Source organism: Paenibacillus solisilvae, from assembly GCF_042656405.1.
GTDB classification, from domain to species: Bacteria; Bacillota; Bacilli; order Paenibacillales; family Paenibacillaceae; genus Paenibacillus_Z; species Paenibacillus_Z solisilvae.
This window is the reverse complement of the sequence record NZ_JBHSOW010000130.1, coordinates 102,817-117,152: the sequence shown is the minus strand read 5'-3', so window position 1 is coordinate 117,152 and position 14,336 is coordinate 102,817. Positions and strand designations below refer to the sequence as shown.

Below are 14,336 nucleotides of genomic sequence, written 5' to 3'. Positions count from 1 at the left end.
ACGATGATTAAGAAGCAGACGAAAATTTTGTACGGCGGCGATTACAATCCCGAGCAATGGCCAAGAGAAGTATGGGAAGAGGATATGCGGCTGTTCAAGCTTGCCGGGATCGATATTGCCACCGTTAATGTATTTTCATGGGCGCTCAGCCAGCCGAACGAGACAACGTACCGTTTCGAATGGCTGGACGATGTGATGGATATGCTCCACGCAAACGGTGTGCATGCCTGTTTGGCAACAAGTACGGCAGCCCACCCCGCCTGGATGGCCCGCAAATATCCCGACGTCCTTACGGTCGATACGCAAGGGAGGAAGCGGAAGTTTGGCCGCCGGCATAATTCATGCCCGAACAGCCCGACCTTCCGCGAATATTCGCAGCGGATGGCAGGCAAGCTGGCCGAGCGGTATAAGGACCATCCTGCGCTGCTGCTCTGGCATGTCAACAACGAATACTGCTGGCGCTGCTATTGCGACAATTGCGAGCGGGCGTTCCGGGTTTGGCTGCAGAAGCGGTACGGCACGCTGGAAGAACTGAACCGCGCCTGGTATACGTCGTTCTGGGGACATACGTTTTACGATTGGAACGAAATCGTGCTGCCCAGCTACCTTAGCGAGCATTTGAGCGCTTCAAGCCATGACAATACGGCATTTCAGGGCATATCGCTCGACTACGACCGTTTCAATTCGGACAGCATCTTGGCTTGCTATACGCTTGAACGCGATGCGATCAAAGCGGTCATTCCAGATGCGGTCGTCACGACGAACTACCAAAGCAATGGAACCTACAAGCCTCTGGATTACTTCAAGTGGTCCAAGGAGCTGGACATCGTCGCGCTGGACAGCTATCCGACAAACGATATGCCGATGAGCCGGATCGCGATGCGGCATGATCTGATGCGCGGGATGAAAGACGGCGCCCCGTACATGCTTATGGAGCAAAGCCCGAGCCAGCTGAACTGGAAGGATGTTAATCCGCTTAAGCGGCCGGGCGTCATGCGGCTGTGGAGCTATCAGGCGCTCGCCCGTGGAGCCGAATCGGTCATGTTTTTCCAGATGCGTCGCTCCGCCGGGGCGTTCGAGAAGTTTCACGGCGCCGTCATCGATCATGCCGGGCATGAGCATACGCGGGTGTTCCGCGAATGCGCGGAGCTCGGCCGCGAGCTGAAGCACTGGGCGATACGCTGCTCGGCGCGACGACGAAGTCGAAAGTCGCGATCGTTTTCGATTGGGACAACTGGTGGGCGATCGAGCATTCGAGCGGGCCCACCGCGCAGCTCATCTATTTGGAGCAAATTCAGAACTATTACGATGCCTTCTATAACCGCAGCGTGCAGGTTGATATGATCGGCCTGAAAACCGAACTCAGCGATTATGACCTTGTCATCGCTCCTGTGCTTTACATGGTGAAACCGGGTTATGCGGCGAAGCTGGAGGCATATACGGCCGGCGGAGGAACATTTGTGACGACGTTCTTCAGCGGTATCGTCAGCGAGAACGATCTGGTCACGCTGGGCGGATATCCCGGCGAGCTGCGGAAGCTGCTCGGCATTTGGGTCGAAGAAACCGACGCGCTTTTCCCCGGACAACCGAATTCGATGGTGATGAAAGGAAAACTGGACGGACTGGAAGGCTCCTACTCGTGCGGGACGCTATGCGACCTTCTGCACACGGAGGGAGCCGAAATGGAAGCGGTTTACGGCGGCGATTTCTATCGCGGCATGCCCGCGCTTACCCGCAACCGGTTCGGCAAAGGCGAGGCCTGGTATATCGCGTCCGATCCGGAAGCTGCATTCCTGGCGGTGTTCTTTAAACATTTGGCAGACAAGCTAAATATCGTCCCGATTGCCCAGACACCGCCGGGTGTAGAAGCGAGCGTACGGGAGAGGGACGGGCGGAGGTTTACGTTTCTGCTCAATCACAACGATAGCCGTCAACCGTTCAAATCGGGGAAGAGCCGTCTATGGAGCTGCTTACCGGCATGCGATTAAGCGGGGAAGCGGCACTCCCTGCGCATGGCGTCTTTATTCTTGAAGGTCTAACAAATTCGTAAAGGAGCGGGTCCGCGCGATGAGCGATAACGATTTAACCATGTGGTACCGCAAGCCGGCCTCCGAATGGGTGGAAGCGCTGGCTGTTGGAAACGGGAGACTGGGGGGAATGGTATTCGGCGGAACGGGACGTGAGCGTATCCTGCTGAACGAGGATACGCTTTGGTCCGGACACCCCCTACGACCCGAACAACCATGAAGCGGCAGAATACTTGGATGGCGCGCGAAAACTAATTTTTGAAGGGAAGTACCCGGAAGCCCAGCAAATGATCGAAGAGCATATGCTCGGTCCATGGACGGCTTCCTACCAATCCATGGGCGATCTGTATATTCAGCTCGACGGGAACGGCGAAGCTTCCGATTACCGGCGGGAGCTGAGCTTGAACGATGCCGTCTGCCGGACACAATTCACGCTGAACGGGGTCCGGTATTCCCGTGAAACCTTCGTATCCGCGGTCGATCAGATTATGGTCGTTCGGATGACGGCCGATCAGCCGGGCAAAGTATCTCTGCAGGCGTCGCTGGACAGTCTGCTTAATCACAGCACGCGCAAGGGAGCGCCAGATATGATCATACTGTCCGGACAAAGCCCGAGCCGCGTCGATCCATTTCATGCGAAAAGCACGGAACCGGTCATCTATGAGGAGGAAAAAGGCGTCCGGTTCGAGGTGCAGCTTCGCGCGTTACCGGAAGGCGGGCGTGTGGAGGCGCACGGGAACCGGCTTTGGGAAAATGCCGCCGGCCTCTGCCGGGAATGGCTTGCGCGGGCAGCCGAATACTCGTACGACGAGCTGCTTCAACGGCATCTGGCGGATTATCGGGAGCTGTTCGGCAGAGTAGAGCTGGAGCTTAACGCGCCGGGGCTGCAGGAGCTCCCGACGGATGAACGGATACAAGCTTTGCGGGATGGCGAAGCCGACGAGCAGCTGGCCGTGCTGTTTTTCCAGTTCGGCCGGTATTTGCTCATTGCAAGCTCCAGGCCGGGCACGCAGCCGGCTACCCTCCAGGGAATATGGAACGACCGGGCCAGGCCGCCTTGGGCATGCAATTATACGGTCAATATTAATACACAGATGAATTACTGGCTTGCCGAGACATGCAACCTGGCGGAATGTCACATGCCTTTATTCGATATGCTCGAGGATTTGCGCTCGTCAGGGAAGGAGACGGCGCGCGTCCACTATAAGGCCAGAGGCTGGGTAAGCCACCACTCCGTTGATCTTTGGCGAATCACAACGCCTTCCGGCGGCCCTTCGCAGGGTCCGGCGAGCTGGGCGTTTTGGCCGATGGCGGGGGCGTGGCTGTGCCAGCACCTCTGGGAACATTATTGGTTCGGCGGCGACCGGGCTTTCCTCGAAGGCCGGGCTTACCCGATCATGAGGGAAGCCGCTCTGTTTTTCCTGGACTGGCTTGTGCCGGATTCGGAAGGATATTTAGTCACGAATCCGTCCACGTCGCCGGAAAATACGTTTATTGGACCGGATGGCAGGAAGTCGGCGGTCAGCTTAGGTTCGACGATGGACAATTCGCTTATTTGGGAGCTGTTTACACACTGTATCGAGGCTTCCGCCATACTTGATACCGACGAAGAGCTCCGCAAGGAGCTGACTGCCGCCCGCGCCAAGCTCCGTCCGCTTGCGGTTGGACGCCACGGCCAGCTTCAGGAGTGGTTCGAAGACTTTGAGGAAGCGGAGCCGGGACATCGTCACATGGCGCATCTCTATGCCCTGCATCCCGGGCATCAGATTGACAAGCGCGCCGATTCTACGCTCGCGAACGCTTGCAGGGTAACGATTGAGCGCAGACTGCTGCATGAGAAGGAAGACGCGATCGGCTGGTGCTTCGCGTGGCTCATCAGCCTGTTTGCCAGACTTGAAGATCCGGAGATGGCGCACCGTTATTTGACCAAGCTGCTCAAAAATCCGTTCCCCAACCTCTTCAATGCGCATCGTCATCCGAAGCTGACCTTTCATCCACTTACGATCGAAGCCAATTTCGGAGCGACGGCAGGTATTGCGGAGCTGCTGCTGCAAAGTCACGCCGGCGAGCTGAGCCTGCTTCCGGCGCTTCCCGGGACGTGGCCGGAGGGCCGGATCCGCGGTCTTCGGGCGCGCGGGGGATTCACCGTAAACATGGAATGGAGCAGCGGAAGGCTGAGGAGAGCTGTAATCGAGTCGATAAACGGGAATGTGTGCCGGATCAGGGAGGGGACGCCTGTGCAGGTAAATGAGGGAGCCGTCGAGATTCTGGACGTCGAACCGTCGGTAGTTGAATTCAGGACGGAAGCAGGTGCCGCTTACATCATTTCACCCCTAGCTTAACCTGGAAAACCGGCCGCTCCCCACTCATTCAGATACCCGCCGGGCGGCTTGAATTCAGCTCGACAATAAGCCGCTGGGCCGGGTAACGCCGTACATGATGGCTGAAAACGCCTACATTATGCGCGGAATGCCTATTGGTTCTTACTTCCAGAGCGTATATGTTTTAATAGGCTGCCTTAGACATCTGGGCTTGCGGAATATTGGGGGGCGAGCTTGATTCTCATAATGTCAGGGGGTGAATGATGTGAAATCCAGTCCATTCTGCAGATGATTGCAGCGCCAAAGCATCTATTTTCATTCGTCTTTTCTCTAAGAAGATCTAATAATTGGAGGTTTATTAAACGATGAAGAACAGGATTTGTTTAGCGCTTGTATTATCACTGACAATGATCGGATCTATCGGATGCACAGAAAATAATAACAGCAAGAACAATTCAGAGGTAGTGGAAAATCAAAAGGAAACCGTAGATACGCCTGATAACGAGCTGTTCATCTTTACGGCCTGGCCCGCGTTCTATGTCGACGAAGCCATTTTCGAAAAGCAGGTCGGTCAATTCATTAAAAAGAAGTTCCCGGATATCAACCTCAAACATATCGCCTGGAACGACGGAACGAGATATGAGGATTTGATTGCAAAGGGAACCATCCCCGATATCGTATTCGACGATGTCGGCCGCAACACATACCGGCAGATTAGAAAGTTCAAGCTGGAATACGACATGAGCGATCTGATCAAAAAATACAATTTCGACACCAGCACATTGAACCCGTCCGATATGCAGCATTCCATTAATACATCCGATGGAAAACTTTACTCGCCGCCTTTTAATACGAACGATTATGTGCTGATTTACAACAAGGATCTGTTCGACAAGTTCGGCGTGGACTATCCCAAGGACGGTATGACATGGAACGAGGCTTATGAATTGGCCAAAAAATTGACGCGTCAGGAGGGAGACAGCACCTATAAAGGATTTCAGATGAATCCCGCCCATTACATGAGGTTTAATCAACTCTCGGAGCCTGCGCTAGACCCGAATGAAGAAAAGTCAGCCATGATATCCGACAATTGGTTGAAAATCGTAAACAATATTAGAAGATTCTATGAAATCCCCGGCAATCAATTGGTGAAAACGAATGAATTCGTCAAAGGCAATACTGCCATGATCGTGGATACGATGGAAAATGCTTTTCGAATCGTCAATGAGAATAAGGACATCAATTTCGATATTTCTTCCATTCCCGTATTTCCGGAAGCGCCTACATCCAAATTCCAGCCCAGCACAAACGGCATGTTCATCACGCAGCAATCGAAACATAAGGATCTTGCCTTCCAAGTCATCGCTTATCTGCTGTCGCCGGAAGTTCAAACCGAGCTGTCCAAACAGGGGGTCCTATCTCCACTCACAAATCCGGCGGTTCAACAGGCATTCGGGAAAGGCATACCGGAATGGAACGGGAAGCATTTTCAATCGATCTTTTATTTGACAGGCGCTAAGCCTCCTGCACGCAAACCGGGGTTGACCTATATATACGCCAACACGGACCTGGTGTGGGATTCGATTGCCAAAGAATCCAAAGACAACCAAACTGCTCTTCGGATCGCCAATGAAGCGATGGATAAAGCCATCCAAGAGACGATAGCGATCCACAAGCAGGGCGGCGACAGTCCGCACGAATAAAAGGCTGGACATGCCGCTCAAGGCTGCCTGCATAGTCGGGAGAGAATTTACATGAGTGAACCTGCCAGGCACTATCAATTTCAAACCGCCGGGAAAAACTGAGAATTCTGAATCGAACGAGGCCGTGCAGAGGGAATCGACGCGATGGGCCCATACCCCGCGGATACGCTGTTTTTCCGGGCTGCGCGGGGTGATTTCGACATCGTGGTTGCCTGCTGCTACGATCAGGGCCATGCGCCTGTCAAAGTGCTGGGATCGAAGCCGGTGTCAATATCACCGTCGGACTACATGGCGGCGTCATCCGAACCTCTGTCGATCACGGAACGGCATTCGATATCGCCGGCCGGAACGAAGCGGATGAGCGGAGCCTGCTTGCGGCGCTTCATGCAGCAGCGGAGCTTACGCCGAAAGGAGCATACTGCTAAATAAAAGCGGGAAAAAAAGCGGGCAGCGTGAAATCGCCTATAATGAGGATGAAGACAGCCTATAAATATGCTGAACCCGACATATACAATTTATCCTATACAAGAGGGAGGGATGTTATGTTTGAAGGTTAACGTATATTAAACTTATGTAAGCGCTTATATTCTATAACAACCATGAAGGAAGTGTGAATGATGAAACGAATATACGGGTTTCTTTCTCTTCTGCTTTTGTTTTACGCGTTCTGTTCCCCCGCTGCGATGGCGGAGGAAACAGTTCCGGCGGAAGAGGGGACGGTGGAGAATGCGGCCGACCGTTTCACTGATTTGAAGGATCTTCCGGCCGAAGTGAAGGATAAGTTCGACGTCTTGATCAAATCGGGCATATTCAATGGCATTTCAGCTGATCGGTTTGGACTGGATTTAAAAATGAACCGTGCACAGATGGCCAAAGTGGCCGCCCTGGCTTTCGAATTGCCGGTCGATCTTCAGCTGAAAGCTTCCAGCTTCTCGGATGTCTTGCCGGATCATGCAAACGGCTATGCTCTTCCGTACATCGAAGCTCTGAAAGTGGCAAAATTGACCAAAGGATACGATGCGGAAGGAACCCGTTACAATCCGGCAGGGGAGGTCGGCCGTCAAGAGCTGGCGGCGTTTCTGATCCGGGGACTTGGTTTGGAGGATGCGGCACTGCAGGCACAGCCGATCGATGACCAGACCGTTGACCAGTGGGCGCGCCCTTATGTCGCGCTTGCGCTGGAAAATAAACTGCTCACAAACAAAGACGGCGGGGCGGCATTCGAAGGGTCGGCGCCCGTCACCCGGTATGAGCTGGCATTAGCCGCTTACGAGGCACGGAATCTGTTTCTCGCAGGTAAAGAAACGGGTAAAGTATCGATCCTTGAAGCGCAGGCAGCCGGCGTCAAGAAAGTGTCGGTCAAGCTGAATAAAGTGGTTGACACCGAGAAAGCAAAGCTCGGCGTAACGAAAGACGGATCGGACCTGCCTTGCGATACCGAATGGGCGGAAGATAAAAAGTCAGCTACGATTACGCTGGACGATAAGCTTGTCCAAGGGAAATATCAAGTCAAACTGTCCGGATTGGACGAGGGTACCGTCGATAAAGCGGAAGCTGAATTTACCGCTGAGGATGAACGGCTCGAGACATTGGAGTTTGCCGGATCTTCGGATATACTGCCGCAATCCAAAGTCACCATCGAGTTTAAAGCGGCAAATCAATTCGGCGAGCAGTCCGATTGGACGGCAGGCAATTTTCGGATTGAAACGGGATCGGCAAGTATCAAAGCCATCCCATTGGCAGGCAAGCAGGCCTTCCAGCTAAATTTGAGCCGTGAGCCAAAAGGCACGCCCGTTTCTGTTTTACTATTTTTAAATCCGGTGACAGCTGACACCAAGCAGGTCAGCAAGCTGTTTACAGTCGGCGATCCGCAGGTCGTTTCGAAGATCGAACCGGGCGATCTTAAATTTTTCGGGTCTGATAATACGTTAAAGCCCGGAGGAAGGGCCTACCTTTTATTTTCCGTCTTCGACCAGTACGGCTTTCGTATCAGCGATCCCGATTTAATAAAAGGAGACAGAGGAATCACCTCAACTTTCTCAGAACCTGGCGTATTTATCGAAAACCCGTCGATGGGCAAGCTATTCGATTACGACAACGACGGTTATCCCGACTTGACGCTGGAGGTTTCACCGGATGTGAAGCTCGGTAAAGAAGTGAATTTAATGATGTTCTCTAAGATATACGGCCAGACGGCATCGGTAACGTTGAAGGTTGCGGGGGCGAGCATGCCTGCTTCGGTTGAAATCGACTTTTCGGATACGCTGACGGTCGGTGATGAGGACGCTTACATTCCGATTGTTGTCAAAGATGAGGGGGGGAACGCCCTTTCGCCTTCGCAAATCGTCGATGCCGAGACGGCCGGCCTCATTCAGGTCGTGGGTTCCGACCAGCTGGTGCTGGAAGCAGACCCGCCGACCCGGACCGATTACAGCGTAAATCCGAACGTAAGTCGTAAAACGGCTATACAGGCGACAGGTCCGGACAGGGGCAAGATCCGGATTGCCCGTGTCACAGGCGCCGGTCAGGCCGCAGTCAGCGTCATATTGACGTATATCGGCAAAAATGCGCAGTTGAACATCAATGTCGAACAAGCGAAGGAGCGGGTGCCCTCATCCATTAAGCTGGACGGTGACAACAGCATCATGCTTCTTCCGGGGACCGAAAAGCAGATGAAATTCAAGGTTTTGGATCAGTACGGTGATCAGTTCAATTCAGCGCTTCCCGAATATAAAGTCGATTACAAGCTGGAGAGAACCGGCGGTGAAGCGGGGGCGGTTACAACCAAGGGAGCGGCTGTCCTAAGCGATGTGAACTCTACAGTCAGGAGCGAAATTAACAATAGCTCCGGGAAAGGGGTTACTTTTGTCGCCGATCCGAAGAAAACAGGAACTTACCGGCTTAGCGCATCGCTCGTAAGAGTGGACGCATCCGGCGCCAACCTCGGCATTCAGTCTTCGGCATCAGCCAACGCAGAGGTATTCGGAGGAACCCAGACGCTAACTTACGAAATGGATCTGGATGATACGTTGTTCGCAGCCGGCAAATATTATTACGAGCACAGGGAAATACCGACGGTCATCGATGCGACCTATCTGCTCCAGAATAGAGATATGTTCGCAAGGGAAATCGAAATCAGCGCTAAGGATCAGCTGGGCAGAGAAGTAGCCCTCCCATCCGGTATTATTAGGCAGATCGGAGCATCCGACCCGGATTTGATCGGCGATGACGACGCATCCCGGATTATCGGACTGAATGCCGGCAAGGCGACGGTTACCGTCATTTTTGATACGCCGACAGGGGCTCAAATGCTGAGTAAGGAAGTGGAGGTTAAATACGAGCGTCCGACGATTCAAGAGCTGAAAGTCGACAAGTCTGCCAACGTTGTCGACAGCAGCCTTCTGAACGGCCTTCTGCCCTGGGATGGAAATCTGATGAAAAAGGTTACCGTAACCGACCAGTTCGGAGACAGCTTTGCAAACGATAAAATAATCCAGTATAACGATTTATTCGGTATATCTTTCTTAATCGGAGACATTCATTACCGAACAAATACGTCTGCAGATATCAAAGATAAAATTTATATCGACAGCAGCAATCGAATCGTGTATATGCCCGGCAGCGGCAATGCGGGGGATAACAATATTATCGATTTCACCTTGACGGCGGTTGCGCCAAGCGGAAAAACCTACTCGACTTTCGTGTCCGTTCAATAATCGGTCGCTGCTTCTTTTTCCGCCCCTGCCGGCATCCGGCAGGGGCGGATGTGTTTATCGGGGGCAAGCGATCATGCAAATATAGGGCGGGGAAGGACTGACATGCCGACAAATACGGACTTGAAAAGCAGAATTCCCCCATAGTTCGGGCAGAATCCACCAATGATCGGTCAACTCAGTGATATATACTGATTTTGACAGATATGCACGATATTCAAATTTACGAAATGGGGGGATTCATCATGACTGCATACCGCATCGATGAACAGCTCAGTGCGGGAAGAAAAGCGCTTCGCACATTGCCGGGCGCTTTATTGCTCGGTTCGACGGGAGCCCGCCTTTGGGCTGATTATTTGGAGCCGAAGCCCGGTTTCAGCGGCAGGTTCGATTATATCCATAAGGTCAACATCCCGCTGCTTTATACCGTTTCGGCATCCACAACCGAAAGCTTCGAGCCGTGCCAGACGGACTGGTACCCAAGCCATTTGGGAATGGAATATGAGGATAACCGGTTATCGTTCCGCGAACAGAAGTTTATTACATGGGACGATTGCGCTGTCTCCTTCCAGACGTGGTCCAACCGCGGCGATGAGGAGCTTGTTCTGAGGCTGGAAACGTACGGTGATGTTTTTCATAAAACTTACGGCGGCCTTTACGGCAATTTCCGGGTCCAACACCTTAGCTTTAATATTGATGCCGCACTTGTTTCGAGCGATGAAGACTTATTCCGGGAAGTCCGCCTGAAGCCGGGGGAAACGAAATCCTTCATGATTGCTGCAGCACTCGGAATAAGCGGGCAAGACCAGCCGGATGAACTTTCGCGGAGGGCAAGCGTGTATGCCCGCAGCGGATGTTCCCATTCGCAGACTGTCGCCGATTATATCGATGCTTACAATCAGTGGTTCGATCACATCCCGGGTTTTCGCTGCAGCGATCCGCTGCTGAACAAGACGTGGACATACCGCTGGTTTTTACTGCGTCACAATTTAGCCGACCCGAAGTACGGGAATCTGCAGTTCCCTTTGTTCTACGAGGGCAGATCGCATAAGAAAAGCAAGGCTCCTTTCAGCAAAGGGGGCTGGGAATTTTGCAAGCTGATCAACCTGTCCGTCCCGCTGCATCTCATAGATGCCAGATGGCATCACGATCCAACATACGGCGAAGGCTCTTTGCTGAACATGAAGGAAAGTCCGAACGGGGACGGCATGTTCTGCTGCATGACAGTCGACACCGTTATGCACGCTTTCGCCAATTTCTCCTGTTGGGCCGCTTATCAGCTGTATCTGGTCCACCGGAACAAGGAGACGATGACTGCGCTGCTGCCGGGCTTGAAAGCGCAGATCGCCGCCTGGAAGCGGGCACACGGCAGCGACCGCGACGAGTTGATGATCGAATACCGCCATACCCGCACGGGCAAGGAATACCAGCCGAGCTATTGGTATTTTCATCAGTATCCGCGCAATCCCAAGGATCCTGAAACCTATACGCATGTTAAACGCGTTGACCGGACGGTATACCATTATCTAAATGCGCTTGCCGTAGCCAAGCTGTGCGAGGAACTGGGCGATCCGGATGCGGAGGAGTTTCATGAGCAGGCCGCAGGCATCAGAGCGGATATCCTGACAAAAATGTGGGATGATGAAAGCGCATTCTTTTATGATCTTCATCATGAAACCGACGAAAAAGCGCTGGTGAAAAATATCGTCGGCTTCTATCCGGCTTGGGCGCAAATCATCGAAGGCAAGCATGATGCGCTCATCGCCCATTTGTTCAATACGGGAGAGTTTAACACGGGCAGCCCGTTTCCGTCTGTCTCTGCCGACTGTCCCGCCTATTCGAAAGACGGCGGATGGATGGGGCATTTCGTCAAAGGCCGAAACGGCTGCGTATGGGACGGGCCGACTTGGCCGTATACGAATTCGATTGTCCTTGACGCACTGGCTAAGGAGAGCAAGCGAAGCGGTCACCGGTATGACGGTCAGTTCACCCGTTATTTGCGCGAATATTCGTTCCTTCACTTCTTCAATAGGGACTTGAACCAACCCGGGCTCGTCGAGCATTACAACAGCGCAACGGGCGAGCCGCTCAGCGACGAGCAGGAGTACAATCATTCGTTTTATATCGATCTGCTGATTGCTCATATTGCCGGATTATCCATCGAGGAGCACCGTATCGTCCTCGATCCGATCGACGCCGGACTCGATTATTTTTGCCTGGACCGGGTTAAAGCGGCCGGAGCGGAGCTTCGCCTTACGTACCGCAAGCCAGGGAGCGCCCCGGATGAAACCGGAATTGAAGAAGGCTACCGATTGTATGTAAACGGCAGTCAAGCTTTCGTAAGTCAGCGGCTTTGCCGATTCGAGCTGCCTTTGAGTGAATTGCGGTGAAGAGCTGAAGGAGGAGATTGGCGTGAACGGAATAGTGGCGGAGCTTAAGGGCGAGAGCTTCTTTGACCTCGATATCGATATTTACGTCAACCGGGAGCAGGAAGCGTTTTCCCTCGGTCAGCACACCCATGATTTTGTCGAGATCAGTATTGTCGGAGAGGGCTGCGGTTTTCATTACATCGAGGATAAAGTGCTGCCGGTCAAGCAGGGGGACGTGTTTCTCATTCCAATCGGCACCTCTCATGTATTCCGCCCTTCCTCCCCGGAACGCGACAAGGTACTTGTTGTGTACAACTGTATTTTCCGGAACAAGGCGATGGAGAACTGGAGTCATTATTTCGCCGAAAATTCGGAAACGATTCGCTTGATCCATTATCCGAAGGAGCGAAAAGGAAGATGGCTGCAGTTTCATGACAAGCACAGCACGCTCCAGAACATGATCCATAACATGCATTGGGAATATTTGAAACGCAACCAAGGCTGCGAAATCATATTGAGTACAACCCTGATCCAAATGGTGATTTTGCTGCAGCGTCTGGAGATGGAAAAAGAATACATGCCCTCACCCAACGATAAGCTGGACGATGTCATGCATTTTATTAAGAATCATTACTCCAAAAACATTACGGCCCAAAATGTGGCGGATCATTTCTATATGAGCGTGAGCCACTTTCAGCGTCAGTTCAAAAAATCAACAGGGCTGACATTCATCCAATATTTGCAGAACATCCGGATTCAAAAATGCTGCGAACTGCTCGAGTCGACGGATATCTCCATCCATGAAATCGCCAACCTTGTCGGATATCTGGACATGAAGTTTTTTCACGCCTTGTTCCGCAAGAAGACCGGAGTTACACCAAGGAAATACCGGCAAAATTTCCAGGAGTATAAAATCGAATAAATCCATTGCAAAAGCGTAAACCGCCTATAGAATGTGCGAACCGCACCTATAATCCGATCAAGAGGCCAATATATAATGAGTACCATACGATGAAAGTTGAAAACGTTAACATAAAAATGGAATCGGGAGGTGCCAATGTGGGCTGTATTATACTGAATCACGTGGAAAAGCGTTACGGCAAGGATAAGCTTTACGCCGTAAAAGATTTTAATCTGGAAATTAAGGATGGGGAATTTCTTGTCATGGTTGGCCCGTCCGGATGCGGTAAATCGACGACCTTGCGAATGATTGCCGGGCTCGAGAATATATCCTCCGGCGAAATCTATATCGGCGACCGTCTGGTCAATCATTTGCCTTCGAAGGACCGCGATATCGCCATGGTATTTCAAAACTATGCTTTATATCCGAACATGAACGTTTATGAGAATATCGCGTTCGGTCTGCGCATGCGCAAGCTGCCCAAGCACGAAATCGATTTGGCTGTCAAAAAAGCGGCGCGCACACTGGAAATCGAAAATTTCCTGGAACGCAAGCCGAGGCAGCTGTCCGGCGGGCAGCGGCAGCGTGTTGCGCTCGGAAGGGCGATCGTCCGCAATCCGTCGGTCTTCCTGATGGACGAGCCTTTGTCTAACCTGGATGCTAAACTGCGGGTGCAAATGAGGACGGAAATTATTAAGCTTCACAAGCAGCTCGGCGTTACGACGGTTTACGTGACGCATGACCAGGTTGAGGCAATGACGATGGGAAACCGCATCGTAGTGATGAAGGACGGGATCGTCCAGCAGGTCGATACGCCGCAGCGAATATACAGCAGCCCGAAGAACATGTTCGTGGCCGGATTCATGGGGGCTCCACCGATCAATTTGGTTGAAGGCAAGCTGCTCGAGACCTCTGGCGGTACACTTGAATTCCATACCCGGCAATATTCGCTCGCCATTCCCCAAAGCCAGTCGAAGATACTGATCGATAAGCGAAAGGCCAACAAGACCGTCATGCTCGGCATTCGAAGCGAGCACGTTTATTTGGATCCTGCCATGAGCGAGACGCACCCGCATTCGCAAATCCCGGGCATTCATAAGCTCAGCGAGTTTATGGGAGCGGATCTATATTTATATGCCGAGATCGGGGCGGCAAATTTGATGACTGCCCGCTCCAACATTGACCAGGGCAGCCAGGAAAACGAGAAGGTAATTCTGACGCTTGATATGCGGAAAGCTCTCTTTTTCGATCTGGATACAGGAGAAAATTTACTGCACCTCGATGACCGTGTGGAGGGATGAA

Annotated in this window: 7 protein-coding genes and 2 pseudogenes; all 9 read left to right on the top strand. The window is 52.4% G+C overall.

What is annotated here, in order from left to right:
• Nucleotides 1–3: 3 nt before the first annotated feature.
• The 9 genes and pseudogenes from ACFPYJ_RS31940 to ACFPYJ_RS31900 all read left to right on the top strand — a co-directional run bounded on the left by ACFPYJ_RS31940 (nt 4) and on the right by ACFPYJ_RS31900 (nt 14,335).
• Nucleotides 4–2,050 (top strand): annotated as a pseudogene (locus ACFPYJ_RS31940) (beta-galactosidase).
• Nucleotides 2,051–2,067: 17 nt separating this feature from the next.
• On the top strand, nt 2,068–2,247 hold the full coding sequence (locus ACFPYJ_RS31935; protein ID WP_379192425.1) for a glycoside hydrolase N-terminal domain-containing protein: 180 nt from the start codon (nt 2,068–2,070) through the stop codon (nt 2,245–2,247).
• A 13-nt stretch (nt 2,248–2,260) separates the two neighbouring features.
• Nucleotides 2,261–4,369, top strand: a complete 2,109-nt coding sequence (locus ACFPYJ_RS31930; protein ID WP_379192423.1) for a glycoside hydrolase family 95 protein — start codon at nt 2,261–2,263, stop codon at nt 4,367–4,369.
• 344 nt (nt 4,370–4,713) lie between these two features.
• A complete protein-coding gene (locus ACFPYJ_RS31925) occupies nt 4,714–6,051 on the top strand; it encodes an ABC transporter substrate-binding protein (RefSeq protein WP_379192421.1) in 1,338 nt (445 codons plus the stop codon).
• Nucleotides 6,052–6,162: 111 nt separating this feature from the next.
• A pseudogene (locus ACFPYJ_RS31920) lies at nt 6,163–6,476 on the top strand (4-hydroxythreonine-4-phosphate dehydrogenase PdxA); the annotation flags it as partial.
• Nucleotides 6,477–6,665: 189 nt separating this feature from the next.
• On the top strand, nt 6,666–9,767 hold the full coding sequence (locus tag ACFPYJ_RS31915; RefSeq protein ID WP_379192418.1) for a hypothetical protein: 3,102 nt from the start codon (nt 6,666–6,668) through the stop codon (nt 9,765–9,767).
• Between the two features lie 242 nt (nt 9,768–10,009).
• Nucleotides 10,010–12,154, top strand: a complete 2,145-nt coding sequence (locus ACFPYJ_RS31910; RefSeq protein WP_379192416.1) for an MGH1-like glycoside hydrolase domain-containing protein — start codon at nt 10,010–10,012, stop codon at nt 12,152–12,154.
• Nucleotides 12,155–12,176: 22 nt separating this feature from the next.
• A complete protein-coding gene (locus ACFPYJ_RS31905) occupies nt 12,177–13,055 on the top strand; it encodes a helix-turn-helix domain-containing protein (RefSeq protein WP_379192414.1) in 879 nt (292 codons plus the stop codon).
• 137 nt (nt 13,056–13,192) lie between these two features.
• The gene (locus ACFPYJ_RS31900; RefSeq protein WP_379192468.1) at nt 13,193–14,335 is read left to right on the top strand and encodes an ABC transporter ATP-binding protein; all 1,143 of its coding nucleotides are present in this window, start codon (nt 13,193–13,195) and stop codon (nt 14,333–14,335) included.
• Nucleotide 14,336 lies beyond the last annotated feature (1 nt).